This window comes from Chryseobacterium echinoideorum (assembly GCF_007474535.1).
In the GTDB taxonomy this organism is placed as follows: Bacteria; Bacteroidota; Bacteroidia; order Flavobacteriales; family Weeksellaceae; genus Chryseobacterium; species Chryseobacterium echinoideorum.
In genome coordinates this window covers 45830-71419 of the sequence record NZ_VKNW01000012.1, presented here as the reverse complement: position 1 = coordinate 71419, position 25590 = coordinate 45830, and the positions used below count along the sequence as shown (strand labels likewise).

The window sequence follows — 25590 nt, the reverse complement described above, 5'->3', positions numbered from 1 at the left end:
CTCTTAATTTCTTTACTCTTTAAATTTAATTAACCATTGATGAATATACAAACTTCAACGAACTTCCTACCATCTCAATAATCGGCTGAGGAAATATTCCCAGAAGAATTACAAACACTGCAATACTTGCTAAAACTGAAAATTCTACAGCTGATAGATCTTTAGCCGTACTCAAGACTGCTGCATCACCTTCACCGAACATCGCTTTGCCATAGAATCTCAAAAGATAAACCGCACAAAGAATGATCGTTAAACCAGCAATCACTGAAGCTAAAACATTAAAATCGAAAATAGATTTGATCAGAATAAACTCACCAATGAATCCATTCGTTAACGGCACACCCATTGATCCCAAAATAATCAAAAGGAAAAGGACTGCAAATTTAGGAGCTACTTTTGCCAAACCTCCCATTTGTCTGATATCTCTGGTTTTAAATCTTTTATATAAAATATCAGCACAGAAAAATAATCCTGCTACGTTTACACCATGAGCAAACGTCTGTACCAATGCTCCTTCAGCACCTTCAATAGTAAATGTTCCTCTTAAGGTAAGAACGGCTGAAGCAAAAATACCGGCAACCATCAATCCTACGTGGGAAAAAGAAGAATAGGCAATGATTCTTTTCATATCATTCTGAATGATGGCAATCAAAGCTCCGTGCACGATTCCAATAATAGCCAGAATAATTACAATTTGTCCTGAAATTCCTAATATCGCTGTTGGTGTGATCGGTAATAAATATCTGATGACTCCGTAGATCGCCATTTTCAGCATAATTCCTGATAAAAGCATAGATCCCTGAGTAGGAGAGTAAGTATAGGTATCCGGCTGCCAAGTATGAAATGGAAAAACCGGAAGTTTTACTGCGAATGCAAAGAAAATAAACCAGAATACTACAATCTGTTGAGTTTCGTTAAGATCCGCATTGTAAAGATCTGTCAAACCAAAAGAAGCGGAATGAATTCCGACATAAATCAATCCAGCCAACATAAATAAGGATCCTACGAATGTATACACAAAAAATTTTGTAGTAAACTCAAATCTTTTGTTCTCTTGTCCCCACAATGCAGCGATGAACCAGATAGGAATTAAAGTTACTTCCCAGAAAATATAGAATAATAAACCGTCTAAAGCTGTAAATACTCCGATAAGACCAAACTGCATCATCAGAATCAGTCCGTAAAATGAGTTTTTGTAGCCAGTATTTTCGTTAAATGATGATAAAATAATTAGAGGCGACAGAATATTGGTCAGCAATAGAAGAAGCATACTCATCCCATCAATTCCGAAACGAAGGCTGCTTTTTATAAATTGTGACCAAGGATAATTGATTTCGTGCTGCAAAGTACTATCAACCGTCGGCTCAAAACTGAAATCCGAAAGGATGTAAAATGTAAGCAACATTTGAATCAAAGCAATTCCTAATGCCAAGTATTTGCTGGAAGCATTTTTCCACGCAAAAACTAATCCCGAACCTACAAGAGGTAATAGTAATAATGTTAATAGTAAATAAGACATTATTGTAATATAAAGTTAACAATCAGTATAATTCCCACAGCCAAAGTCATGATAAGAACATAGTTCTCTACATTTCCGTTCTGAATACGTTTCATAGATCTGCCGCTGTCTTCAGCACCTTCTCCTATGTAATCTACAAAACGGTCTAAAACGCCTTTGTCAAACATTTTTCCGCCACGTCCCAATCCTTCAAAAGTTTTTACAATCAAAGCATTGTAAAGCTCATCCACATATAATTTCTTAGCAGAAAGTTTTTCCCAGCCTGTGTAATCTTCTTCTGCTTTCGCTACTTTCTTTTTGTTGACATATATGTTTTTAACAACAAACCAAACGGTAAAGAACATTAAAACTGTAGCTCCCAAAAGAATCATTTCGGTATTAAAATCAACACCCGAAAGTGTTGCTTCCATTTGTTTGAAGCTTTCTTCTGTCAAAACAGGTTTCAGCCATTCCATTAATTTAGCATAATGACCGTGACCTATAAAATGAGGAAGATTTATAAAACCTCCTATTACAGAAAGTACAGCAAGGATTATCAAAGGTAAAGTCATGTTTAATGGGCTTTCATGCAAATGATGCTTTTGCTCTTCTGTACCTCTGAATTCTCCGTGGAAAGTTAAATAATATAATCTGAACATATAGGTTGCCGTAACAGCCGCTAAAATAAATAACATAACCCAGTAAATTGGATTTTTAGCAAAAGCCGCTACTAAAATTTCATCTTTAGAAATCATCCCTGATAATAGTGGGAAACCCGAGATTGCCAAGGTTCCGATAAGGAAAGTGATGTGAGTAAGAGGAATGTATTTCTTTAAACCTCCCATAAAACGCATATCCTGCTCGTTACTCATTGCGTGAATTACAGAACCAGCTCCCAAGAATAATAATGCTTTGAAGAAAGCGTGAGTCATTACGTGAAACATCGCTGTAGTGTAAGCTCCAAGACCTAAAGCGATGAACATGAAACCAAGCTGTGAAACGGTAGAATATGCCAAAACTTTTTTGATGTCGTTCTGACGAAGAGCGTAGAAACCAGCCAAAGCTGCAGTAAGGAATCCAATTAATAAAATTCCGTCCTGAACAGTCGGTGCTAAAGTAAATAAGAAATTAGATCTTACAACTAAATAAATACCGGCGGTAACCATAGTTGCAGCATGAATTAATGCTGAAACAGGAGTAGGACCCGCCATCGCATCCGGTAACCATGTATATAAAGGAACCTGAGCTGATTTACCGATTGCTCCGATAAATAAACTTGCAGTAATGAAAATAATGATATTGCCGTCCAATTCAAATTTAGCAGCATTCTGTGCTACCGAAATATAATCTACAGAGTTGGTCTGAGAAGCGATCATAAAGATACCAATCAACAGACCAAGGTCACCGATTCGGTTCATAATGAAAGCCTTTCTTGCGGCTTTACCATATTCCTGATTGGTATACCAGAATCCGATCAGTAAATAAGAGCAAAGACCTACGCCTTCCCAACCAATGAATAAAATCATGTAATTGCTTCCCATGACCAAAAGCAACATTGAGAAGATAAAAAGATTCAGATAAGCGAAAAACTTATAAAAACCTTTGTCATGACTCATATATCCGATAGAGTAGAGGTGAATTAAAGATCCGATTCCTGTGATAATCATCACCATCATTAATGATAATTGATCTATCTGAAACCCAAAATTGATCTGAACTCCGTTTATCCTGAACCATTCAAAAGCTTTAACGACAACCGCCGGATTTTCTGAATTGAAATTTAAAAATAAACTTACTGCAATGCAAAAGGATGCAAAAACAGCAGCTGTTGCCAGACTTCCTACTACAATCTTAGGAAGATTTTTTCCGAAAAGTCCGTTGATAAGAAAGCCAATAAGTGGTAAAAGTACAATTGTATAGATTAAATTTTCCATTCTTTCTTATCCTTTTAATTTATTAAAAATTCCTACATCTACAGAACGGGTGTTTCTATATAACATCGCAATAATCGCCAAACCAACCGCTACTTCGGCTGCCGCAACGACCATGATGAAAAAAACCAACAGCTGTCCATCGCTGTTCCCGTTGTATGCCGCAAATGCAGCCAATAAAAGGTTTACAGAATTAAGCATAAGCTCTACACAACCCAAAATTACAATCGCATTTTTTCTAAGCAATACTCCCAAAACTCCCAGGCAGAATAAAACTGAACAAAGAGTAATGAAATATTCCAAAGGAATGCTTTGCATAAATGTATTTACTTCTCCCATAATTTTATAAATCTTTTTTACCGATTAGTACCGCACCTACAATACCTGCCAAAATCAGGATGGAAGCAAGCTCAAACGGCAAAACATATTCATTGAATAAAAGTCTCCCGAGATTTTTCGTAAGACCGACACCCTGATCAACATTTTCAACCAAAACGTGTTTTTCCTGAACACCTCTGAAAACGCCTAAAACACCTACTAATAAAAGACCTGCTGTAAAAACTCCAATAAATTTTAAAGTATTGTTCTTCTTACTTTCGTCTTCCTTATTAAGATTAAGCATCATTAAAATATAAAGGAATAAAACCATGATGGCTCCGGCGTAAACGATGATCTGGATGATTGCAAGGAATTGTGCATTCAGGAGAATATACATTCCGGCAATCGAAAACATTGTAACAATTAATGACAAAATAGCATACAAAGGATTTTTTGCAAATACAAAATAAACAGCACTTGCCACTGCTAAAAAAGCCACCAAGAAAAATAAAAACTGATCCATTATTTTACCGCATTTTTTTGTTTCTCGGATTGTCTTTCGGTGATATCAATCCTTTCATTTATTTTTTCAACCAATTTATCTTTTCCATAGATAAAAGAACCTCTGTTGGTTTCTACGTCCACCAAACGGTCTGTAAGATAAATTGCAGATTTCGGACAAGCCTCTTCGCACATACCGCAGAAAATACATCTCAACATATTGATTTCGTATACTGATGCGTATTTTTCTTCTCTGTAAAGGTGTTTTTCTTCCTTTGTTCTCTCTGCAGCCGTCATCGTGATGGCTTCAGCAGGACAAGCTACGGCACATAATCCGCAAGCTGTACATCTTTCTCTGCCTTCCTCGTCTCTTTTCAGAACGTGCTGACCTCTCCAGATTTCAGTTCTTGGTTTTTGAACTTCAGGGTAAGAGTAAACTGCAGGAGCACCCTTAACTACTGTTCTCACAGCATGCTTGAAAGTAATCCCCATTCCTTTGAAAATCGCCGGAAGGTAGATTTTCTCAGAAAAGGTCATCTCTTTATTTGAAACAACTTTAGATCTGTTTGTAAGTTTCATTTTCTATTATTATTAAATGTTGGAAGATGGAAGCTGGGTGATGGAAGTTATCTCATCGCTGCTTTCTCATCAGCTCATTTTCAAATTTATATCTTCTTAAGAATGGAAAAGAGTTGTCTCATTTTCAAATTCTCAAATTATTTCATTTTCAAATTAATTACCGAAAGCCAAAATCACAGCTCCTGTAATCATCAAATTGACCAATGCCAACGGAATTAATGTTTTCCATCCTAAATGCATCAACTGGTCATATCTGAACCTTGGTAACGTCCATCTGATCCACATAAAGATCAAAATTCCGATTACTGTTTTTGTTAAAAATGCCACGATACTCAAAATACCTGCCGTATTTTCTCCCCAGTTCTGAGTTACCCATTCAATTCCCGGATAATTATAACCTCCAAAGAAAAGAACCACCATGAAAGCATTAGAAATAAACATATTTACATATTCACCGAACATGTATAAACCTAATTTCATAGATGAATATTCGGTAGAGTATCCTGTTACCAATTCAGATTCACACTCAGGTAAGTCAAAAGGGTGACGGTTGGTTTCTGCCAAAGCAGCCACGAAGAAGATCAGGAATGCTAAAGGTTGGTAGAAAATATTCCAGTTCATCCCGGAACCGATTGGGATAATTCCCCAAAGTTTTCCTTCGGTTTGATTTTCAGTAATTACTTTTAAATCTAAACTTCCTGTCATCATAATGATAGAAAGTAATGCAAGACCCATTGCCAATTCGTATGAAATCATCTGCGAAGAAGCTCTGATTGCACCTAATAAAGAATACTTGTTGTTGGAAGCCCAGCCTCCGATCATGATTCCGTAAACGCCGATTGATGCCATTCCGATGATGAAAAGTACCCCAACATCAATGTTAGCTACCTGTAAATCATAAGAAATTCCGCCAAAGTTCAGTGTTTTACCCCAAGGAATAACCGCTCCGGTAATCAATGAAATAAACATCACCAATGCAGGTCCCAACACGAAAAGAAACTTTTCTGCGTTAGCCGGTGTAAAATCTTCTTTAAAGAAAAATTTACCACCATCCGCAAGAGGCTGCAATAAACCGAATGGTCCTGATCTGTTGGGACCGATTCTGTCCTGCATGATTGCTGCAACTTTTCTTTCTGCCCAGGTAGAGTAGGCCGCTATTGTTAATGATAACAGGAAAAGAGCCAGTACGAGTATTAATTTAAATGTAATTAAATCCATTTTTTATTTTAAATGTTTGAAGATGGGAGCTGGAAGCTGGATGTTTAGCAATTCGCCGCACAACTCATCATCGCATTATCAAATTATTTATTTTAAAAGTTTAAAATGTTTGAAGTTGGATGGTAGTGTTTTATAATTAAAAACATCCATCATCAAGCTTCAAGCATCTATCTTCTTTATTTTTCGTCTTTTTCGCTGATTTCTTTAGCCATAGGATTGTCTAAAACTCTTAATTCGTCTTTAGGTTTTTCATAATGATTTAATGAAATTACCGAATGTCTGTCGATATGTCTTGGGCCTTCGATGTTCCAATCGCTTAAATTCTTTCTTTCGAAACGGCAGGTATCACAGATAAATTCTTCAACTTCTCCCCATTGGTCTTTTCTTGCGGTTACTCTTACTACTTCATCACCTTTAAGGTAAACCGTCGCTTTTCCTGAACACTTATCGCATTTACAAGAACCATTCATTGGCTTTGTAAACCAAACTCTGCTTGCAAAACGTGCTGTTCTGTCGGTTAATGCTCCAACCGGACAAACGTCGATTACATTTCCGATGAAATCATTATCTAAAGCTTTGTTGAGATAAGTAGAAATTTCAGCGTGATCTCCTCTGAACAAAATTCCGTGTTCTCTTTCGCCAGTTAATTGGTTTGCTGCCAATACACATCTTGCGCAAAGAATACAGCGGTTCATATTTAATTTGATGTGAGGACCTAAATCGTCTGCATCGTAAGTGTTTCTTTCAAACTCGGTTCTGGTTTCAAGATTTCCGTGTTCGTAACCCAAATCCTGAAGATGACATTCTCCTGCCTGATCACAAACCGGGCAATCTAAAGGATGGTTTACCAAAAGAAATTCGGTAACAGCCTTTCTCCCTTCCTGAGCTTTTTCAGAAGAAAGGTTTTTTACTTCCATACCATCCATCACATTGGTTCTGCAGCTTGCTACCAATTTTGGCATAGGACGCGGATCTGCTTCTGAACCTTTAGAAACTTCTACCAGACATGTTCTGCATCGTCCTCCACTTGTTTCCAGCTTGCTGTAGTAGCACATTGCAGGAGGTACAGATTTTCCGCCGATTTGTCTTGCAGCTTCCAAAATAGAAGTTCCAGGCAAAACTTCAGTAGTCTGTCCGTCTATAGTTATTTTGAATTTTTTAACCTCTTCGCTCATATTCTATGCTTTTCGCTTATGCTTTAAAAAGCTTTTAAGCTCTATTTTAATTATACTTTTTAGTATTGAATGTATATCCTATTCCAAAATTGAACTGTGCATATACAAAATCTTGCATTGCCTTATCCTGTTTGTTGTTCAGCGTTGTTTTTATATCAGGCATATTGATATAGCCTAATTTACCCTCTGCCTGTACAACAATGTGTCTTATGGCAACCACACTTACCGCAGCTCTCGCATCTAAACCAAAGCCTGCGAGATGAAATCTGTCACTTCTTTCATTTCCCATCAGTCTCACATTAGACTTAGGCAGTAAAGCTCCTAATCCTGCTCCGTAACTCAAAAATAGATCAACATTTTTTTTGTTTAGAACATTATGATACTTCTGCGCTCCAATATTGATGTAATTAAGACCGTCTGTATGCTCGAATGTCAAAAACTCAGCATCTTTAAGATCTACTTTACCATTATTTATCATTCCGGAATATTTTGGATCGTGGATGTATCCTTTAAAATCTACAACCTGATTCTGATCCATCACATATTTCATATGATCCATTCCTAAGGTAATCCCGAAATTATCTTTAGGGAAATAGGTAATTCTATAATTTACCTGTGGAATAGTTAAATTTCCCGGATTGAAATAAATATTCCAATCAAATTTGGTCTGTCTGTCATGAGCGACCACATTATCCAGCTGAAAGTCGTAATCTTTCCCTTTAAAATGAATGTCTGAGTTTGAATATTTTGCATTGTTCCAACCCCAAAAAATCATTACAGACCCTTTTTTGAAGGGTTCTGTTTGTGCGCTTACAACAGACGCTACTACTAAAAACAGCAGTAATGAAAACTTTTTTTTCAATTTGTGCCTAAATAAATTATAAATTAACTAACAGTGGACGGAATAGGATCTGCATAATTTGCCAATCCATAGTTTTGCGTTAAGCACAATTCCGGATTTTTAATATGCCACTCAAATTCATCTCTGAAATGACGGATCGCTGCTGCAACAGGCCAAGCTGCTGCATCTCCTAATGGACAAATTGTATTTCCTTCGATTTTTCTCTGGATGTCCCAAAGCAAATCAATATCTTCCATTTTTCCTTGTCCGTTTTCTATTTTCTTTAAAATCTTGTACATCCATCCTGTTCCTTCACGGCAAGGAGTACATTGCCCACAACTTTCGTGGTTATAAAATCTCGCCAAAGTCATCGTATGTTCTACGATACATTGATCTTCATCCAACACGATGAAACCTCCTGAACCCATCATGGTTCCGGTAGCAAAACCTCCGTCTGCCAATGATTCGTAGTTCATGTATCTTGGTTCTCCGTTTACGGTTTTCAATAATAAATTAGCAGGAACAATAGGAACTGAGCTTCCTCCAGGGATACAGGCTTTTAATCTTTTCCCGTCTTTAATTCCTCCACAATATTCTTCAGAGTAGATAAATTCCTCAACCGTAATGGTCATGTCGATCTCATAAACTCCCGGTTTGTTGATGTTACCACAAGCGGAAATCAACTTTGTACCTGTGGATCTACCTACTCCAATTTTAGCATATTCGGCTCCTGTAATATCAATGATTGGAACCACTGCCGCAATAGATTCAACATTATTTACTACCGTTGGTCTTTCCCAAAGTCCTTTTACAGCCGGGAATGGCGGTTTTAGTCTTGGATTTCCTCTTTTTCCTTCAAGAGATTCAAGCAATGCGGTTTCTTCACCACAGATGTATGCTCCACCTCCTCTTTGAACGTAAATTTCACAATCGAAACCGCTTCCTAAAATATTTTTACCTAAAAATCCGGCTGCTTTAGCTTCTTCAATAGCTTCTTCAAGAATATCAGGAATCCAGGAATATTCTCCACGGATGTAAATGTAAGAAACATTTGAACCCAAACAGTAAGATGAAATCAGCATTCCTTCGATCAATAAATGAGGAAGAAACTCCATCAGGTATCTGTCTTTGAAAGTTCCCGGTTCAGATTCATCAGCATTTACTACCAAGTGTCTTGGAACGCCTTCCGGTTTTGCCAAAAAACTCCATTTCATGCCTGTAGGGAAACCTGCACCACCACGACCACGAAGTCCTGAAGCTTTTACTTCTTCCAGAATTTCATCCGGTGTCATTTTCAAAGCTTTTTCCGCTGCGGTGTAACCTCCCTGTTTACGGTAAGTTTCAAAGTAACGTATACCTTCTATGTGTGCGTCTTTAAGTAAAAGTTTTTTACTCATTGTTATATGCTTTTAGCGAATAGTTTCTAGCTTTCACTATGCTATACGCTTTTTTTAATTAGTTTAAAATTATTTTAGCCCAGATCAATCTGTCCTTCTCTGCAAAGATCAAGGATTTCGTCTACTTTTTCTATCGTTAAATTTTCATGAAAGAATTTACCGAGCTGCATCATCGGAGCGTATCCACAAGCACCAAGACATTCAGCCGGTTTTAATGTAAACATTCCGTCTTCAGTAGTTTGTCCGTCCTTAATATTCAGCTTGGTTCTGATGTGATTAAGTATTTTTTCACTTCCCGAAACCATGCAAGGTCCTGTTCTGCAAACCTCTAAAACATATTTCCCAACCGGTTTCATATTAAACATGGTATAGAAAGTAGCAACTTCGTATACTTCAATAGGTTTAATAGTCAACAAATCAGCTACATAATCCATTACAGGAACGTCTAACCACCCACCAAATTCTTTTTGTGCTAAATGCAAAACAGGAATTAAAGCTGATTTTTGTTTTCCTTCCGGATATCTTGCAATAATTTTGTGAACCTGTGCTAAACTTTCTGGTTTAAAAGCTATTGTTTCGCTCATTTTTTATCTAAGATTTCAGATGCCAGATTTCAGACATCAGATTTTAAATTTTATATATAAAGTAAAGAGTCTAACATCTAAAATCTGATGTCTGACGTCTTCTTTTTATGCGTCTAATTCTCCCGCAATAATATTCATACTACACATCGTAACGATCGCATCTGATATTACAGAACCTGTAATCATTTCAGGATAAGCCTGATAATAGATAAAGCAAGGTCTTCTGAAATGCAGTCTGTAAGGACTTCTTCCCCCATCACTTACGAGGTAAAAACCTAATTCTCCGTTTCCACCTTCTACAGCATGGTACACTTCACCTTTAGGGACATCTGTTTCTCCCATTACGATTTTGAAATGATAGATCAAAGCTTCCATTTTCTGATAAACATCGGCTTTTTCAGGAAGGTAAAAATCAGGAACATCGGCATGGAAATCTCCTTCAGGAAGATTTTCGTAAGCTTGTTTAATAATTTTAATAGATTCCCAAATCTCCTGCTGTCGAACCATAAAACGGTCATACGTATCTCCGGCTGTTCCTACAGGAATGATAAAGTCGAAATCCTGATAAGATGAATAAGGTTGTGCGACTCTTACGTCATAATCAACTCCTGCTGCACGTAAATTTGGTCCTGTAAAACCATAACTCAAAGCTCTTTCAGCTGAAATTCCACCTGTTCCTATGGTTCTGTCCATGAAGATTCTGTTTCTTTCTAAAAGATTACAGAATTCCTGAAATCTGGGCGGAAAAGTTTTAAGAAAATCTTTGATCAGCTCATGGAATTTTGGAGTGAAATCTCTTTCAAAACCTCCGATTCTTCCCATATTGGTTGTCATTCTTGCGCCGCATATCTGCTCGTACATATCATAGATACGCTCTCTCTCAATAAACATATAGGTAAGACCTGTAATTGCTCCGGAATCCATTCCTGTTACTCCGTTACAAATCAAATGGTCACCGATTCTTGCCAATTCCATCAGGATAACACGCATATAATCTACACGTTTAGGAACCTCAACTCCGATGAGTTTTTCTACCGTCATGTGCCATCCAAGATTATTGATTGGCGCAGAGCAATAATTCATACGATCTGTGAGCGTCGTAATCTGAGAATAGTTTCTTCTTTCAGAAATTTTCTCAAATGCTCTGTGAATATATCCAACGGTTTGCTCAGAATGCAGAATTCTCTCTCCGTCCATCGTAAGTACGTTTTGAAAGATTCCGTGTGTTGCAGGGTGAGTAGGTCCCAGATTCAGGGTATATAACTGCCCGTCAATCTGCTCCTTACTGTCGTATTGGTTGAGTATATTAGATAATGAGTTGTCTTTCATAATTTAAATGCTTTAGGCTATAGGCTTTAAGCTTTCGGCTTATTGCTTATTGCATTATTTTTTATCTTCCGAACATTGCATCGTCTTTATCCGTTCTTGTTCCGTCTTCCAAACGGTATTCTTTCAGCATTGGATGATAACCGAGATCTTCCATATTCAGAATAGGTCTCAGATCCGGGTGTCCTTTAAATTTAATTCCGAAAAAATCATAGGTTTCCCTTTCCATCCAGTTCGCTCCGGCATATAATTCAGTCATAGAGTCAACTTCAATGTTTTCTCTTGACATGAATATTTTCAGGCGTATTCTGAAATTGGTCATCATATTATGAAGATGATATACTACACCTATTTCTTTTTCAGGAAATTCAGGATAGTGAATTCCACAAATATCTGTAAGGAAATTGATTTCTAAAGAAGAATCTCTAAGATAATGAATTACTTTTTTGATGTCATCTTTTTTAATTTCAAGAGTCAACATTCCGTAAGGTTCTGAACTGGAAATTACAGATTCAGGGAATTCTCTTGTGATGGCTTCTAATACAAATTCGTTAGTCATTTCTTAGTTGCTTATATTGTAAGAATCTAAAAGTTTCTGGTATTCAGGTGTATCTCTTCTTCTGATGCTTTCGCTTTCTGCCAATGCCTGCACCTGCATTACTCCTTCAATAATCTGTTCCGGTCTTGGAGGACATCCGGGAACGTAAACGTCAACCGGAATGATTTTGTCTATTCCCTGCAAAACGGAGTAAGTATCAAAAATACCACCGCTCGAAGCACAAGCACCAACGGCAACTACCCATTTTGGTTCTGCCATTTGGGTGTAAACTTCTTTTAAGACAGGTCCCAGTTTTTTAGAAATAGTTCCGCAAACCATCAGCATATCTGCCTGTCTCGGTGAGAAAGAGTTTCTTTCCATTCCGAATCTTGATGCATCGTAAGTAGGGTTTAATGTTGCCATAAACTCAATCCCGCAGCATGATGTAGCGAAAGGCAGCGGCCAGAGTGAAAATTTTCTCGCCATACCGATTACACTGCTTAATTTTGTTGCGAAAAATCCCTCTCCTTCATACCCTTCCGGAGCTGGTGCATCTGTTCTTATTATTGGTTTTTGATCTGACATTTTGATTTGTTTTAAGATTTTAATTTAGATCAGAAATCAGCGTTAATGTTAATTTTCGATTCAATTGAGTTGATCTAAAGGTCTTATTTAAAATTATAATTGATTTTATTTATCCCAATCTAGTGCGCCACGCTTCCATACATAAAAAAAGGCAAGGAAAAAGATGGCAACAAATGTGAGAACAGCAAAAAATCCTTCAAGACCAAATTCTCTGAAGTTGACTGCATACGGATAAAAAAATACGATTTCGATATCAAAAAGTACAAATAATACTGCTGTAAGAAAATATTTTATGGAGAAAGGAGTTCTTGCATTTCCTTCAACTGCAACACCGCATTCCCAGCTTTGGTTTTTTACAGAATTTCCTTTTTTCTGCTTTGGACCCAAGAAGTGAGCGCCAAGCAAAGAAATGGCTACAAAGCCCACTGCTACACCAGCTTGGATGAGTATCGGAATATAACTTTCAGGTAAATTCATTTTTACATTATTATCTCAAGTTGCAAATTTAGGGAATAAACCATAAAGCATAAAATTAATCAACTTAAAAGTCTGATTAAATTAGGAAAAAGCGATAATTTAGAATCAATAAAAATAAGTTTATTTTTTCATTTTTTTCAAGAGCGTAAAAGCCATGAAAGAAATATAACCGAAAAGAACGCTTGCGTAAATAATGTTAATTAGAGTATTGAGTCTGTCATCATTTACTGTGAAAAAAAAATTGTAAATAACAAAACCGGCAATAAGCAAAGCAAAGATGAAAAGATGTACTTTCATATTAAAATTTTAAGGAATATGTTCTTCTTCTTTTATGATTTACCGGATTATAATCCTGCCAAAGTAGCTGGATGCTTTTATTTTCTTCAAGTTCAGGATTGGTTTCAAGGAATTTTACTCCCTTTTTTCTGAAAATCTTCCATATTTCTTTAAAAATAATGGAAGTAACGCCACGTCTTTGATAATCAGGGTGAATTCCGATTAAATAAAAATTTGCCCTGTCGTTTTTTCTTCCCGCCTGCAAGAAATGCCACCATCCGAAAGGTAAAAGTTTGCCTTTTGATTTTTGTAAAGCTTTTGAATAGGAAGGCATTGTGATGGCAAAAGAGATGAGATTGTTGTTTTCATCTGCGATACAAACTATAAAATCCTTGTCAATCAGTTTAAAGTACTTTTCTTTGTATGTTTTTCTTTGCTCATCAGAAATAGGTGTGTAGGTGGAAAGATGCTTATAAGTTTCGTCTAAAAGATCAAACATAGGATCTACATATTGCAATATCTCCTCTTTATTTTTAAAATTCAGTACTTTTAGTTTGTATTTCTGAGAAATTAATTCATTGAATTTATGGATTTTATCGGGCAGAATTTCTGGAAATACCAACTCAAACTCTACCCATTCTTTTTCTTTTGTAAGACCAAGTTTTTCAAGATGTTCCGGATAATACTCATGGTTATAAATACCGATCATTGTAGCAAGTCTGTCAAAACCCAGGGTAAGCATTCCTGCTTTGTCGAGATTAGTAAATCCCATGGGACCTTCAATCACGTTGATTTGCTTTGCTTTTGCAAAATTAATGGCAGTATCAATCAATGCTTTTGAAACTTCCATATCATCAATGAAATCAATCCAGCCAAAACGTACTTTTTTTATTCCAAGCTCCCTTTCTTCCTTATGATTGATGATCACTGCAATTCTTCCAACTGTTTTGCCATCTTTCTTTGCTAAAAATTTTTTGGCTTCAGAATACTTTAGTGCGGGATTTTCATCAGGATTCCAAATGTTTTTTTCGTCATTAATAAATGAGGGTACAAAAAAAGGATTATTTTTGTACAAATCCATAGGGAATTTTACAAACTGATTGAGTTCATCTTGCGTTTTTACTTCAAAAATTGAAATTTCTGACATGATATTCAGGTAAATTGAATGACAAATATAATTAATAATACCTAATGTTTTGGCACAATTTTTACTTGAATTAAAAGATTATTATATTTAAAATTTATAAGAAAATGGGAGGTTATTATCTTATTATAGGAATTATCATGCTGGTAAGCTGGCTTGTTTCCTCAAGATTAAAATCTAAATTTGAGTATTACTCCAATGTTCATCTGCGAAACGGAATGTCCGGAAAAGAAGTGGCTGAAAAAATGCTCAGAGACAATAATATACATGATGTACAAGTGATTTCGGTTCCCGGTCAATTGACCGATCATTATAATCCTGCAGATAAAACTGTCAATTTGTCTGAAGCTGTTTATATGCAGAGAAATGCCGCAGCTGCTGCAGTTGCTGCTCACGAATGTGGTCATGCGGTACAGCATGCGGTTGGATATTCTATGCTGCAGTTGAGATCCAAACTAGTTCCTGTTGTAAGTATCAGTTCAAACCTTATGCAGTTTGTTATTTTTGCAGGTATTGCAGTAATGATTGCGAGCGGAAGTAAATTATTATTGGCAATCGGAGTCATTATGTTTGCCGTAACTACATTATTTGCTTTTGTAACATTACCTGTAGAGTATGACGCTAGTGAAAGAGCTATGAAATGGCTAAGAGACACGGGAACAGTAACTTCTGAAGAATTCGTCGGAGTAAAAGACAGTTTGAAATGGGCAGCACGGACTTATGTTGTGGCGGCTATCGGATCTCTGGTTCAGCTTCTTTATTTTGCATCACTATTGATGGGAGGAAGAAGAGATTAATTTTTAAAATCAAAATAAATATGCTGCATCTCAGACAATTTGTCTGAGATGTTTTCTTTTAAAAGTGTTTTAACAGAAGCAGTAAGGATACAGTTTTCGTCAGCTTCAAAATTCAGAATTTTCGCATCAAATTTAGAAAGCAAAGTAAAAATGATGTTTTGCTGACTAAAATTAAATTGAATCTCAATCTCTGTTTCCAGCTCTTTTGTGATAATTTCGGCTTCTTCAAGGGTAATTTTGGCAGTTTCTTTATAAGTTTTTACTAGACCTGAAACCCCCAGTTTTGTTCCGCCATAATATCTTACGACAATTACAAGGATATTGGTCAGCTCATGAGCCAAAAGCTGATTGTAAATAGGCAATCCCGCACTTCCTGATGGTTCGCCATCATCATTGGCGCGGTAATTTTCTCCGTTTAATCCCATTCTGAATGCGTAACAATGATGAGTTGCTTTCGGATGCTCAGATTTTATTTTGTCTAAGGCTGTTTTTAATTCTATATCACTATTTACAGGGAATGCGAATCCTATAAACTTACTACCTTTCTCCTTTAGCAAAATATTTTCAATAGGCTGGCTGATTGTTTTATATTCGTAAAGCATGTCTTATTTAGTTTGAATTTTTGTAAAATTCAATGCAGTTATCTCTAAAGTCGGCTATATTATATGGGACTTCTATGAATTTTGGAGCTTTTGTTCCGTTTTCCAACGTAAGGTTGTTATTTCTTATAATCAGAGTTTCATCCCACAAGCTGGCATCAATAAACTGTTGTAAGACATAACCTCCTCCTTCAACAATGACAGATTGTATCTGCATTTCATAAAGTTTTTTTAAAAGATTAAGGATGAAATTTTCTCTTGATGTTTTGATAAATTTAATGTTCCCTTCCTCTGAATCTTTAATAGAGTTAAATACAAGAGTTTCGGCTTCATGATTAAATATATGATAATCTTTTGGGACTTTTAGATCAATGTCAATTAAAATTCTTGCAGGATTTCTTCCAATAATTTCTCTTGTTGTAAGACTTGGATTGTCTCGCAGAGCAGTCATGGTTCCGATTAAAATCGAATGCTCATTATTTCGCAGCTGATGTACAAACTGTTTGGTAAGAGAGTTGCTGATTTGTGTAGGCTTGAAATCTTTGTCCATAAAATGATCTTTAGATTCTGCCCATTTCAGTACAATAAAAGGACGTCTTTTATTATGAAAAGTGAAAAATCTCTTATTCAGTGCAATACATTCATCTTCAAGTATTCCGGAAACCACTTCAATACCTGCATCCTGAATTATTTTTTTTCCTTTTCCGTTTACTTTTTCATGAGAGTCCATTGCGCCGATCACCACTTTTTTAAAGCCCATTTCCACAATTTTCAAAGCACATGGCGGGGTTTTCCCATAGTGTGCGCAGGGTTCTAATGACACATAAATAGTAGATTCCGGAATAAGGCTTTTATCTTCAACAGAATGAATGGCGTTGATTTCTGCATGGTTTTCCCCGGATTTGTGGTGATATCCTTCGCCAATAATTTTGCCGTTGTGAACGATAACACTTCCTACTAAAGGATTTGGGTAGGTATTTCCTGTGGCTTTCTGAGCCAGCTCAATACATCTTCTGATAAAAATTTCGTGCTGCATAAGACAAAAAAAGCGAATACAAATGTCTTTGCTTCGCCTTATAAGATCAATACTTTATTTTTAATTTATTCACCGGAAATAATACTGTGAAGATTCTGTTTTAAAGTCTCAAGGTGAGCTTTTTTGTCATCAATTGTATTATAAGTATCTCTAAGGAGCGGATTTTCTCTTGTTGGTTTATTAAAGAAGGCTAAATTATTTTCAAGTTTTGAAATTTCAGATTCCAGATCGGCAATCTGGCTTTTGATTTTTCTTGCTTTATCTGTTAATTGATTTTCAGATAAACCTTCTTCTTTGAGCTCAAGCTCATTAATTTTATTAAGTTTCAGTTTCTCCCTTAACGTGCGGTTGAATTCTGAATTGATAGCCATCTTGTCTCTCGGTACTTTTCCGATATTATTCCATGAAGTTTTGATCGCCTCAATTTTTTCTATGCTTCCTTCATCGTTAGAAATTGCTTTCAGTTCTTCAAGAAGATCTTTTTTAAGCTTATAATTTTCCTTCCAGTTATCAGTAGAAGCACTGCTTTTTTCACGATAATTATTAAAAAATGTGTTGCATGCATCACGGAATTCGTCCCAGATTTTATTGGTCATGCTTTTAGGCACATGTCCTATTTTCTTCCAGTCTTCCTGAAGTTTTTTGAATAAAGCTACCGCAATATCCCATTCTTCAGAATGCATATTATCTTTAGCGGTCTGAATGAGCTTTATCTTTTCCTCAAGATTTTGCTGCTGTGAACCTTTCAGAGATTTATAATAATTATTTTTTGTTGTATTAAAACTTCTGAGAGTGGTTTTAAAATCCGTCCAGTTATTGTTTGAAAGTTTTCTGGGAACACTTCCTGTTTTCAGAAACTCTGTACGAAGTTCCTCAACTCTTTTAATAGCGTTTTGCCAATAATTATGGTTAGGATTTTCCTGTGGCTCAGAAAGCTTTTTTATTTCTTCAATAATTTCATTTTTCTTCCCAAGATTAGCATTTTGCTCAGCCTCAATTGCTGCGGAAAGTTCAGTCTTTCTTTCATGGATTTTATTTGAAATTTCTTTAAATTCTTCCCATGTTTTTTCGCGGAACTCCTCTGCTACAGGCTCTGCCTCTTCTTTCCAGAGTTTGTGAAGATATTGAAGCTCATTTAATGCTTTTTGTACCACTTGCTCATTTTCCAACTCTTTAGCACGAGCAATAATATGTTGCCTTTTTTCTAAATTGTGGCTGTATTCCTGCTCCAGAAACTCTTTGTTCATATCCAGCATCTGATAAAACTGATTCAGATGATGAAAGTAATTATTGTTCAGGATTTTAAATTCTGATTTGGCAACCTGACCCGCATTGGTCCATTCTTCTTTAATCTCACGTATTGATTTGAAGAGATTCACACCAGGCTCGGAATTGGTATAGAGATTTTTAAGTCTTTCAATAATTCCTTGACGATGTTCAAGATTTTTTTTATGCTCTTCTTCCTGGTTTTTGTGAAAGTTGTCATATTTTTCTTTGAAAATATGGATCAGTGCAGAAAGTTTTGATTGTTGCGGATGCTCGTAGCTGAAATCCTCAGGTGCATTTCCTGCGTCAATATATTCATGCTTCTTATCTTCTATCTCATCATGGATAGCGTGATTTGCTTTTTCTTTCAGTACATTAAACTCACGGAATCTTTCTCCGGCGTTATTGGAATTGATGATTTTCTCCATTTCCTTTAATGTTTCGGAAAGAGACAGGTCGGCAACAGAATTATGATCGTTATCGCCATGATCATCCTGATGATTTTCTTCTTGTTTGTCGATGTTTTCTTCGTTTTCCTGAACTTCCACTGAGGGTTTGTTTTCTTCGTTTTCAGAAAGATTATTTTCTGTTGTCATAGCAAATCTTTTATGATAATGGCATTAAATTTCTTAAAATCAGTTGATGCAGCCAATTAAGTTACTAATTTATGTTATTTTTTTTGAAATGACCAAATTTCCCACGCTTTTTCTGCCTGTTGTTCCAGCATATAAAATCCATTCACGGTTTTTGCACCTTGTCCGGCTGCGTTGAGAAGAAATTTTGAACATTCAGGATTATATATAAGATCAATCACCAAATGTTGATTTGTGAGTGCTTCAAAAGGGAATTTCAGACAATCTTCCGTATTGGGGAAAGTTCCTACAGGTGTACACTGAATGATAATTTTATTTTGAGAAACTAGGTCATTATCCAAATTTTCAAAATTAATTTCAGATTTTCTGGATACCGTTTGAAATGGAATTTCATTTTTGTTTAAAACATAATGTACAGCTTTTGCTGCACCGCCATTTCCTAAAACAAGTGCAGATTGATGATGATTTTTTTTGTGTGCAATAAGTGTTTTTTCAAATCCGAAAGCATCGGTATTGTAGCCCGTTTTTTTACCATTTTCAAATAAAATACAGTTTACTGCACCAATTTTTCTGGCTTCGTCACTTAGATCGTCTAAATATGAGATTATTTCTTCTTTATATGGAATGGTAACATTTAAGCCGGAAATAGTTGGATCTGAGAAAATTTTTTCAACCTCATCAATTTTCTGAACATCAAAAATATCATAAGAAAAATGGGTCAGTTTTTTCTTTTTAAACTTATCTTCAAAATATTTCTTTGAAAAAGAGTAGGAGATATTCTTGCCAATCAGTCCTAGTTTATGTGTCGTTTCCATAATTCAAAATTAGTAAAAAGACGGATAAGATTGAATTTTTGATGAATAATTATTAATTATCATAATTAATAAAATTTACTGATTGCTAATGAATTGTGTAATAGGTAGATTTTAATAATTTATTTTGGAATTGTGATAACTTGATTGTTGTACAGATACGCTGTATGTTGGTGTAGAATTTGATTTCATACTATCAAATCACCAAATCATCAGTCATGAAATTCAAAAAAAGTTATCTTTTGTTTGCTTCTGCAGTTTTTTTAGTCAGCTGTTCAGATAATCTTGAACAGATTATTGAAGAACCTATTAATGAAGCAATTTATCCGCCAGTCGAGAATAATCCTGCAAATACTAATTACCCGCCTGCTTTTGCCGGACAAACCAGAGCAAATGGTGTCAAAACCGCTACTCCTTTCACAAGTACAGTTATTGCCTCTTCGCTTAATTCACCTTGGGGAATTACTGCCTTGCCGGACGGAAGACTCTTGATCACCGAGAAATCCGGAACCATGAGAATTGTTACCAATTTGGGAGTTGTAGGGAATCCTATTACTGGAATTCCTTCTGTAAACTCAAACGGACAGGGAGGTTTGCTTGGAGTTTGTATTGATCCTCAGTTTTCTTCCAATAAAATGATTTATTGGGTTTTCTCTGAAAATGTTGCGGGAGGAACAATAACTTCCGTTGCAAAAGGAACACTTTCTGCCTCTGAAACAAGTATACAGAATCCGACAGTTATTTATAGAGCGAATCCTTCATCTTCAGCCGGCAATCTACATTATGGCGGAAGAATTTTATTTGATTCGTCAGGAAACCTGATGATAAGTGTTGGTGAAAGATCAGATTTATCAACAAGACCTTTGGCACAATCTGTTACAGCAGCAATTGGAAAAATTATTAGAATTACTAAAGACGGAAATCCTGCATCTGGAAATCCTGCATTTTCTCAATCGGGAGCATTGCCGGAATTATATAGTATTGGACATAGAAATCCACAAGGAATTGCAATACATCCTATGACGGGAGAGTTGTGGCAGAGTGAGCATGGACCAAGAGGCGGTGATGAGATCAATAGGGTTTTACCAGGGAAAAATTATGGATGGCCTACAATCACTTACGGTATTGAATATAGCGGAGCAATTATTGGTAACGGAATACAGCAACAAAGCGGTATGGAGCAGCCGATTTACTACTGGGATCCGGTTATTTCACCAAGCGGAATGACCTTTTATCGTGGAAACAGTATTCCTGAATGGCAGAATAATCTTTTCATAGGAGCTTTGAGCGGTCAGCACATTGTAAGGCTGGTAATTAAAGATAATAAAGTTATGGGAGAAGAACGTCTGCTTGAAAATGAAGGACAACGTTTCAGGGATATTGTTCAGGGAACAGACAATGCTTTATATGCCATCACGGATGGAGGAAGATTATATAAAATTCAGAAACAATAATGCTAATGAAAACGATATTTTGAATTATAAATTTCTCAAAATTGCAAAAGCTTACTAAACTTGATATTTTCTATGTTTTTAGTAACTTTAGAAAAAAAATAAAATATGCAGATAGAAACACGAACGCTGAAAGTAGAAGATTATGATGAATTGGTGGAAACCATGAGAAGAGCATATCCACAAATGTCGGAGTACGTCTGGTCAAAAAAGAGTATTGCAAAACTCAACAAAATTTTTGAAGCAGGGCAAATCTGTATCACTGTAGATGATAAAATTGCTGCGGTTGCTTTATCTATTATTGTTAATTATGACGAGTTTGGCGACGATCATACCTACAGCGACATTACCGGGAATTATACATTTAATACTCATATATCAACAGGAAATGTGCTATATGGAATTGAAATATTTGTAGATCCTCAGTATCGTGAGCTTAGATTGGGCAGAAGGTTATACGATGCCAGAAAAGAACTTTGTGAGCAGCTCAACCTTAAATCTATCATTCTGGGTGGAAGAATTCCTCATTATCATAAATACAGTCACGAGCTTTCACCTAGAGAATACATTAGAAAAGTAAGAGATAAAGAAATGTATGATCCTGTACTTTCATTTCAACTCTCCAACAATTTCTTGCCGATAAAAGTTCTTAAAAAATATCTTCCGGAAGACGAAGCTTCCCGCGAAAACGCAGTTTTGATGCAGTGGAATAATATTTATTACAGCAAAAAGCCCAACACGATGCAAGATAGCGTGGTGAGGCTTGGGCTCGTACAATGGCAAATGAGACATTTTAAGGATATTAATGCATTTTATGAGCAAGTAGAGTTTTTTGTCAATGTAATGGGAGATTACAAGTCAGATTTTGTACTTTTCCCGGAATTGTTTAATACCCCATTGCTTGCGCCTTTCAATAAGCTTTCGGAGAGAGACAGTATGATTGAACTGGCAAAACTCACAGAGCAGATCAAAAACAAAATCTCTGAACTGGCAATAAGCTATAATGTCAATATCATCTCCGGAAGTATGCCGATTTATGAGAATAACGAGTTGTATAATATCAGTTATCTGCTGCATCGTGACGGAAGAATAGATGAATACAGAAAAGTACATATCACTCCGAATGAAAGGAAATATTATGGGATGAAAGGTGGGAGTGAGATCAAAGTTTTTGATACAGACTGCGGAAAAATCGGTTTGGTGATCTGTTATGATGTGGAATTTCCGGAACTGCCGAGAATTCTCGCCGATCAGGGAATGAAAATTCTTTTTGTTCCTTATCTTACTGATACGCAGAATGCATATACCAGAGTTCGTCATTGTGCGGCAGCAAGAGCCATAGAAAACGAATGTTATGTTGCCATTGCAGGATGTGTAGGAAATTTACCGGGAGTAAATAATATGGATATTCAATTTGGTCAGGCTGCGGTTTTTACGCCATCAGATTTTGCATTTCCATCAAATGCCATCAAAGGGGAAGCAACACCCAATACAGAAATGACTTTAATTGTGGATGTAGATTTAAACTTATTGAAAGATCTTCATTATAATGGTTCTGTTCAGATTTTGAATGATCGCAGAAAAGATTTGTACGAAACATATTTAAGGTAATTATAATATTAAAATGAAGAAAATAGGAATCATCGGCTGCGGTTGGCTGGGTTTAAGATTAGCCGAAAAATGGAATTCGGATTTTGAAATATTTACCACCACAACCAATTCTGAAAAATTAAAAACTTTACGATCAAAAAATTTCAATCCCACAATTGTAAGTTTTCCGGATGATAAAATGATGACCAATATTGATCAATGGAAAGAAATTATAAATCTGGATGCCGTAATTATTACAATTCCTTTTTCTCATAAAAGGTCTTCACAGGAAGCTTTATACAATAGGTTTCAGAATTTATTTTCATTCATTGGAGATTATGAGGGACAAATATTTTTTATGAATTCCACGGGAGTGTATCCTGATTCGCTTCGGGGATTTTCAGAAAAAGATTTACTTTCTGAACAAGTTCCGGAAGAAAGTATAATCAAAAAAAGATATCCCCAGATCAATATTCTTCGGCTGGCTGGTTTAATGGGAGACAACAGATTATTGAGCAATTATAACGTATCAGATGTCAATGCGCGTGTAAACCACATTCATTACGAAGATATTGCTTCGGTGATAGAATTGATGATTAATCAAGGATTGAGTTCAAAATTATACAATATTGTGGCACCGGTTCATCCGACAAAAGCCGAAGTGATCTGCAGTCAGAAAAACCTTCCTTTACCTGATGAATTTAATCAGGAAAATAGAATTATTTCATCACAAAAGATCATTTCAGAGCTTGGTTTTCGCTTTAAATATCCTGATCCGAATTTTTTTCATTTAAAAAGTGAATAACGGACTAAAATAAAAAGCTCATTTCAAAACGAAATGAGCTTTAATTTTATGTGTTTTAAAAACTAAATTACCTTTAATGCAGATTCCAGAGCCAGTTCTATCATTGGTTTCAAAGCTCTTTCTCTTTCGTCAGCGGAAATTTGTTCATGAGTAGGAATAATATCCGAAACGGTAAGAATAGTTGCTGCATTTTTTCCCAATTGTTTGGCGTTGGCAAATAATCCGAAAGCTTCCATCTCTACAGCAGGACAATTGTATTTTGTCGCAATTTCAGGAACGGCAGGATCTTTTCTGTAAAAAATATCACTGCTGTGAATATTGGTGGCTCTGGTTTTTAAACCGAGTTCTTCAGCGGTTTCATTAATGATCCCATAAATATTTCCCTGATGAGAAATAATATCTTCCTCAAATCCCCACGCAAATTTGGCGTACGTACTTTCGCTTGCTGCATTCTCCACATTCAGCAGGTCAAACAATTTTACATCATTAGAATATCCGCCACAAGTTCCGATTCTGATGATGGTATCTACCTCATATTCCGTAAAAAGTTCAAAAGAATAAATTCCGATACTTGGGAAACCCATTCCGCTTGCTCCGACAGAGATTTCTTTACCTTTATAGGTTCCTGTATAATAAAAAATACCTCTTGTCTGGCTTACCAGTTTTGCGTTTTCAAGAAAATTTTCAGCAATATATTTAGCTCTCAAAGGATCTCCGGGCTGTAAAACTACTTTTGCGATTTCTCCTTTTTTAGCGCTGATGTGAATGCTCATATTATTGTTTTAACGAAAGCAAAGATAATAAAAATAAGTTTTTTTAAGCCAATCATTATCTCAATACATCCGTCTATTTTCAAGAGATTAGCGATTTTGATCTTTGAATAAATAATTCTTTAGCCTTCCACAATTTTTTTTCTGTGCTCAACTCCCCATTGATGAAGATTTTCGATAATGATTTTTAAGGTGTTTCCGTGTTCGGTGAGCGTGTATTCTACAGTTACCGGCTGTGTATTCAGTACTTTTCTTTCAATAAGTTTATTAAATTCAAGTTCTTTTAATTCTTTGCTGAGCATTCGGTTTGAAATTCCATCAATATCATTCAGAATATCCGAAAATCTGCGTTTGCTGTAATAGCAGATTGATGATAAAATGGCAATCTTCCATTTACCGTGAAGAACATCCATAGAATCCTGTACTGCACGCATTTCTTTTTTGTATTCCTGCTGAAAATTTATTGCTTTGCACTCCATTGTTACTTTGTTACCTCGTTGTTACTGTTATTTATCAGTGCAAAGTTACTAAAAGTAACTAATATGTCATAGTTTTGCTCTGTAAAACAAAAATAAATAAGTACACGATGAATTTTACAGACAAAAATGTAGTAATCACTGGCGGAAGCACAGGAATAGGATTTGCAACAGCAAAAGCATTTATAGAAGCTGGAGCAAATGTTTTAATAACGGGTAGGAATGCTGAAAATCTTAAAAAAGCAGAAGCAAGAATCAATAATTCAAAACTGAAAACCATTGTTTCTGATACTTCAACCATGTCGGGAATTACCAGTCTCGAAAAGTATGTTGCAGATAGCGGAAATAAAGTAGATGTTCTTTTCCTGAATGCCGGAACTGCTGTTTTTGCACCGATTGAGCATGCGACTGAAGAAGACTTTGATTACCAGTTTAATACCAATGTAAAAGGTTATTTTTTTACCTTACAAAAGCTGATTCCGCATTTTACGGAAGGTTCTTCAGTTGTCTTTAATTCTTCAACGGTTGCTACTACCGCACAGATGCACGGAAGCATTTATTCGGCGACGAAAGGAGCAGTAAATAAAATTGCCCAGATTGCAGCCAATGAACTCGCAGAAAGAAAAATAAGAGTAAATATTGTAAGTCCGGGACCGACAAAAACGGAAGGTTTTGACAAAGCAGTTCCAAGCCTCGAAATGCAGGATGAATTTGCAAAATCTGTCGCATTGGGAAGGATGGGTGATCCTTCGGAAATTGCAAAGGCGGTTCTCTTCTTAGCTTCTGACCAGGCAAGTTTTATTACCGGAAGTGAACTCTTGGTGGATGGAGGCGCAATTGGCTATCTTCTGAAATAGTTTTTTGAAATTAAAATTTTCAAATAAAACAACCGTAAAGTGTAAAGTACTTTGCGGTTGTTTTATTTTTTTATGGTTTGTTAAAGGATATTTTCATTGTCATCCAGTGTTTTTAAAAATAATAAGAATTAAATTGTTAAGTTTTGATAA

The 25590-nt window shown here is 35.9% G+C and carries 26 protein-coding genes; 5 read left to right on the top strand and 21 right to left on the bottom strand.

Features of this window, described 5'->3' with window-relative positions; genetic code table 11:
• Window positions 1-25 precede the first annotated feature (25 nt).
• The 15 genes from FOL89_RS15025 to FOL89_RS14955 form a co-directional block, all read right to left on the bottom strand.
• On the bottom strand, window positions 26-1519 hold the full coding sequence (locus tag FOL89_RS15025) for a complex I subunit 4 family protein (protein ID WP_144283613.1): 1494 nt from the start codon (window positions 1517-1519) through the stop codon (window positions 26-28).
• Window positions 1519-3432: an NADH-quinone oxidoreductase subunit L gene (gene nuoL, locus FOL89_RS15020; protein ID WP_144283612.1), complete on the bottom strand. Its 1914-nt coding sequence runs from the start codon at window positions 3430-3432 to the stop codon at window positions 1519-1521. The genes FOL89_RS15025 and nuoL overlap by 1 nt, the downstream gene beginning before the upstream one ends.
• 6 nt (window positions 3433-3438) lie before the next feature.
• On the bottom strand, window positions 3439-3768 hold the full coding sequence (gene nuoK, locus FOL89_RS15015) for an NADH-quinone oxidoreductase subunit NuoK (RefSeq protein WP_047482656.1): 330 nt from the start codon (window positions 3766-3768) through the stop codon (window positions 3439-3441).
• 4 nt (window positions 3769-3772) lie between these two features.
• Window positions 3773-4270: an NADH-quinone oxidoreductase subunit J family protein gene (locus FOL89_RS15010; protein ID WP_144283611.1), complete on the bottom strand. Its 498-nt coding sequence runs from the start codon at window positions 4268-4270 to the stop codon at window positions 3773-3775.
• Window positions 4270-4827, bottom strand: a complete 558-nt coding sequence (locus FOL89_RS15005; RefSeq protein WP_144283610.1) for a NuoI/complex I 23 kDa subunit family protein — start codon at window positions 4825-4827, stop codon at window positions 4270-4272. The genes FOL89_RS15010 and FOL89_RS15005 overlap by 1 nt, the downstream gene beginning before the upstream one ends.
• Before the next feature lie 153 nt (window positions 4828-4980).
• Window positions 4981-6045: an NADH-quinone oxidoreductase subunit NuoH gene (gene nuoH / locus FOL89_RS15000; protein WP_144283609.1), complete on the bottom strand. Its 1065-nt coding sequence runs from the start codon at window positions 6043-6045 to the stop codon at window positions 4981-4983.
• Between the two features lie 176 nt (window positions 6046-6221).
• The gene (locus tag FOL89_RS14995; protein ID WP_144283608.1) at window positions 6222-7220 is read right to left on the bottom strand and encodes a 2Fe-2S iron-sulfur cluster-binding protein; all 999 of its coding nucleotides are present in this window, start codon (window positions 7218-7220) and stop codon (window positions 6222-6224) included.
• 46 nt (window positions 7221-7266) lie between these two features.
• Entirely contained in the window at window positions 7267-8082 is an 816-nt protein-coding gene (locus tag FOL89_RS14990; RefSeq protein ID WP_144283607.1) for a hypothetical protein, read from the bottom strand.
• Between the two features lie 23 nt (window positions 8083-8105).
• Window positions 8106-9458, bottom strand: coding sequence for an NADH-quinone oxidoreductase subunit NuoF (gene nuoF, locus FOL89_RS14985; RefSeq protein ID WP_144283606.1), 1353 nt, complete (start codon window positions 9456-9458; stop codon window positions 8106-8108).
• A gap of 74 nt (window positions 9459-9532) precedes the next feature.
• Window positions 9533-10042, bottom strand: coding sequence for an NADH-quinone oxidoreductase subunit NuoE family protein (locus FOL89_RS14980; RefSeq protein WP_144283605.1), 510 nt, complete (start codon window positions 10040-10042; stop codon window positions 9533-9535).
• Between the two features lie 105 nt (window positions 10043-10147).
• Complete coding sequence (locus FOL89_RS14975) at window positions 10148-11371, bottom strand: NADH-quinone oxidoreductase subunit D (protein ID WP_144283604.1); 1224 nt, start codon at window positions 11369-11371, stop codon at window positions 10148-10150.
• A 61-nt stretch (window positions 11372-11432) separates the two neighbouring features.
• Window positions 11433-11927: an NADH-quinone oxidoreductase subunit C gene (locus FOL89_RS14970; RefSeq protein ID WP_130914061.1), complete on the bottom strand. Its 495-nt coding sequence runs from the start codon at window positions 11925-11927 to the stop codon at window positions 11433-11435.
• A 3-nt stretch (window positions 11928-11930) separates the two neighbouring features.
• The gene (locus FOL89_RS14965; RefSeq protein ID WP_089744958.1) at window positions 11931-12491 is read right to left on the bottom strand and encodes an NADH-quinone oxidoreductase subunit B; all 561 of its coding nucleotides are present in this window, start codon (window positions 12489-12491) and stop codon (window positions 11931-11933) included.
• Between the two features lie 105 nt (window positions 12492-12596).
• Window positions 12597-12968, bottom strand: coding sequence for an NADH-quinone oxidoreductase subunit A (locus FOL89_RS14960; RefSeq protein WP_034673742.1), 372 nt, complete (start codon window positions 12966-12968; stop codon window positions 12597-12599).
• Between the two features lie 298 nt (window positions 12969-13266).
• Window positions 13267-14391 (bottom strand): GNAT family N-acetyltransferase, encoded by a 1125-nt coding sequence (locus tag FOL89_RS14955; RefSeq protein ID WP_144283603.1) that lies wholly within the window; start codon window positions 14389-14391, stop codon window positions 13267-13269.
• 104 nt (window positions 14392-14495) lie between these two features.
• Between FOL89_RS14955 and FOL89_RS14950 the strand changes: the two genes are divergently transcribed.
• Entirely contained in the window at window positions 14496-15185 is a 690-nt protein-coding gene (locus FOL89_RS14950; protein ID WP_144283602.1) for a zinc metallopeptidase, read from the top strand.
• Here FOL89_RS14950 and FOL89_RS14945 read toward each other — a convergent pair.
• From FOL89_RS14945 to FOL89_RS14930, 4 genes are all read right to left on the bottom strand, one after another.
• On the bottom strand, window positions 15182-15787 hold the full coding sequence (locus tag FOL89_RS14945; protein ID WP_144283601.1) for an IMPACT family protein: 606 nt from the start codon (window positions 15785-15787) through the stop codon (window positions 15182-15184). The two genes, FOL89_RS14950 and FOL89_RS14945, sit on opposite strands and share 4 nt — an antisense overlap.
• Before the next feature lie 7 nt (window positions 15788-15794).
• On the bottom strand, window positions 15795-16820 hold the full coding sequence (gene ribD / locus FOL89_RS14940; protein ID WP_144283600.1) for a bifunctional diaminohydroxyphosphoribosylaminopyrimidine deaminase/5-amino-6-(5-phosphoribosylamino)uracil reductase RibD: 1026 nt from the start codon (window positions 16818-16820) through the stop codon (window positions 15795-15797).
• A 65-nt stretch (window positions 16821-16885) separates the two neighbouring features.
• Window positions 16886-18682: a DUF349 domain-containing protein gene (locus FOL89_RS14935; RefSeq protein ID WP_144283599.1), complete on the bottom strand. Its 1797-nt coding sequence runs from the start codon at window positions 18680-18682 to the stop codon at window positions 16886-16888.
• 74 nt (window positions 18683-18756) lie between these two features.
• On the bottom strand, window positions 18757-19494 hold the full coding sequence (locus tag FOL89_RS14930; protein ID WP_144283598.1) for a shikimate dehydrogenase family protein: 738 nt from the start codon (window positions 19492-19494) through the stop codon (window positions 18757-18759).
• A 215-nt stretch (window positions 19495-19709) separates the two neighbouring features.
• Here FOL89_RS14930 and FOL89_RS14925 point away from each other — a divergent pair, with 215 nt between their 5' ends.
• From FOL89_RS14925 to FOL89_RS14915, 3 genes are all read left to right on the top strand, one after another.
• On the top strand, window positions 19710-20945 hold the full coding sequence (locus FOL89_RS14925; RefSeq protein ID WP_144283597.1) for a PQQ-dependent sugar dehydrogenase: 1236 nt from the start codon (window positions 19710-19712) through the stop codon (window positions 20943-20945).
• 105 nt (window positions 20946-21050) lie between these two features.
• Window positions 21051-22553, top strand: a complete 1503-nt coding sequence (locus tag FOL89_RS14920) for a carbon-nitrogen hydrolase family protein (RefSeq protein WP_144283596.1) — start codon at window positions 21051-21053, stop codon at window positions 22551-22553.
• 13 nt (window positions 22554-22566) lie between these two features.
• Complete coding sequence (locus FOL89_RS14915; protein WP_144283595.1) at window positions 22567-23337, top strand: Rossmann-fold NAD(P)-binding domain-containing protein; 771 nt, start codon at window positions 22567-22569, stop codon at window positions 23335-23337.
• A 62-nt stretch (window positions 23338-23399) separates the two neighbouring features.
• On the opposite strand, the gene deoD is transcribed toward FOL89_RS14915, so the two are convergent.
• The gene (gene deoD, locus FOL89_RS14910) at window positions 23400-24110 is read right to left on the bottom strand and encodes a purine-nucleoside phosphorylase (RefSeq protein WP_144283594.1); all 711 of its coding nucleotides are present in this window, start codon (window positions 24108-24110) and stop codon (window positions 23400-23402) included.
• Between the two features lie 119 nt (window positions 24111-24229).
• Window positions 24230-24586, bottom strand: a complete 357-nt coding sequence (locus tag FOL89_RS14905; RefSeq protein ID WP_144283593.1) for a winged helix-turn-helix transcriptional regulator — start codon at window positions 24584-24586, stop codon at window positions 24230-24232.
• A 107-nt stretch (window positions 24587-24693) separates the two neighbouring features.
• Between FOL89_RS14905 and FOL89_RS14900 the strand changes: the two genes are divergently transcribed.
• A complete protein-coding gene (locus tag FOL89_RS14900; RefSeq protein ID WP_144283592.1) occupies window positions 24694-25440 on the top strand; it encodes an SDR family oxidoreductase in 747 nt (248 codons plus the stop codon).
• Window positions 25441-25590 lie beyond the last annotated feature (150 nt).

What these genes read in the sequence shown, in the direction of transcription:
- FOL89_RS15025 (WP_144283613.1), bottom strand. Translation starts at nt 1,519, where the DNA reads ATGTCTTATTTACTATTAACATTATTACTATTACCTCTTGTAGGTTCG.
- nuoL (WP_144283612.1), bottom strand. Translation starts at nt 3,432, where the DNA reads ATGGAAAATTTAATCTATACAATTGTACTTTTACCACTTATTGGCTTT.
- nuoK (WP_047482656.1), bottom strand. Translation starts at nt 3,768, where the DNA reads ATGGGAGAAGTAAATACATTTATGCAAAGCATTCCTTTGGAATATTTC.
- FOL89_RS15010 (WP_144283611.1), bottom strand. Translation starts at nt 4,270, where the DNA reads ATGGATCAGTTTTTATTTTTCTTGGTGGCTTTTTTAGCAGTGGCAAGT.
- FOL89_RS15005 (WP_144283610.1), bottom strand. Translation starts at nt 4,827, where the DNA reads ATGAAACTTACAAACAGATCTAAAGTTGTTTCAAATAAAGAGATGACC.
- nuoH (WP_144283609.1), bottom strand. Translation starts at nt 6,045, where the DNA reads ATGGATTTAATTACATTTAAATTAATACTCGTACTGGCTCTTTTCCTG.
- FOL89_RS14995 (WP_144283608.1), bottom strand. Translation starts at nt 7,220, where the DNA reads ATGAGCGAAGAGGTTAAAAAATTCAAAATAACTATAGACGGACAGACT.
- nuoF (WP_144283606.1), bottom strand. Translation starts at nt 9,458, where the DNA reads ATGAGTAAAAAACTTTTACTTAAAGACGCACACATAGAAGGTATACGT.
- FOL89_RS14980 (WP_144283605.1), bottom strand. Translation starts at nt 10,042, where the DNA reads ATGAGCGAAACAATAGCTTTTAAACCAGAAAGTTTAGCACAGGTTCAC.
- FOL89_RS14975 (WP_144283604.1), bottom strand. Translation starts at nt 11,371, where the DNA reads ATGAAAGACAACTCATTATCTAATATACTCAACCAATACGACAGTAAG.
- FOL89_RS14970 (WP_130914061.1), bottom strand. Translation starts at nt 11,927, where the DNA reads ATGACTAACGAATTTGTATTAGAAGCCATCACAAGAGAATTCCCTGAA.
- FOL89_RS14965 (WP_089744958.1), bottom strand. Translation starts at nt 12,491, where the DNA reads ATGTCAGATCAAAAACCAATAATAAGAACAGATGCACCAGCTCCGGAA.
- FOL89_RS14960 (WP_034673742.1), bottom strand. Translation starts at nt 12,968, where the DNA reads ATGAATTTACCTGAAAGTTATATTCCGATACTCATCCAAGCTGGTGTA.
- FOL89_RS14955 (WP_144283603.1), bottom strand. Translation starts at nt 14,391, where the DNA reads ATGTCAGAAATTTCAATTTTTGAAGTAAAAACGCAAGATGAACTCAAT.
- FOL89_RS14950 (WP_144283602.1), top strand. Translation starts at nt 14,496, where the DNA reads ATGGGAGGTTATTATCTTATTATAGGAATTATCATGCTGGTAAGCTGG.
- FOL89_RS14945 (WP_144283601.1), bottom strand. Translation starts at nt 15,787, where the DNA reads ATGCTTTACGAATATAAAACAATCAGCCAGCCTATTGAAAATATTTTG.
- ribD (WP_144283600.1), bottom strand. Translation starts at nt 16,820, where the DNA reads ATGCAGCACGAAATTTTTATCAGAAGATGTATTGAGCTGGCTCAGAAA.
- FOL89_RS14935 (WP_144283599.1), bottom strand. Translation starts at nt 18,682, where the DNA reads ATGACAACAGAAAATAATCTTTCTGAAAACGAAGAAAACAAACCCTCA.
- FOL89_RS14930 (WP_144283598.1), bottom strand. Translation starts at nt 19,494, where the DNA reads ATGGAAACGACACATAAACTAGGACTGATTGGCAAGAATATCTCCTAC.
- FOL89_RS14925 (WP_144283597.1), top strand. Translation starts at nt 19,710, where the DNA reads ATGAAATTCAAAAAAAGTTATCTTTTGTTTGCTTCTGCAGTTTTTTTA.
- FOL89_RS14920 (WP_144283596.1), top strand. Translation starts at nt 21,051, where the DNA reads ATGCAGATAGAAACACGAACGCTGAAAGTAGAAGATTATGATGAATTG.
- FOL89_RS14915 (WP_144283595.1), top strand. Translation starts at nt 22,567, where the DNA reads ATGAAGAAAATAGGAATCATCGGCTGCGGTTGGCTGGGTTTAAGATTA.
- deoD (WP_144283594.1), bottom strand. Translation starts at nt 24,110, where the DNA reads ATGAGCATTCACATCAGCGCTAAAAAAGGAGAAATCGCAAAAGTAGTT.
- FOL89_RS14905 (WP_144283593.1), bottom strand. Translation starts at nt 24,586, where the DNA reads ATGGAGTGCAAAGCAATAAATTTTCAGCAGGAATACAAAAAAGAAATG.
- FOL89_RS14900 (WP_144283592.1), top strand. Translation starts at nt 24,694, where the DNA reads ATGAATTTTACAGACAAAAATGTAGTAATCACTGGCGGAAGCACAGGA.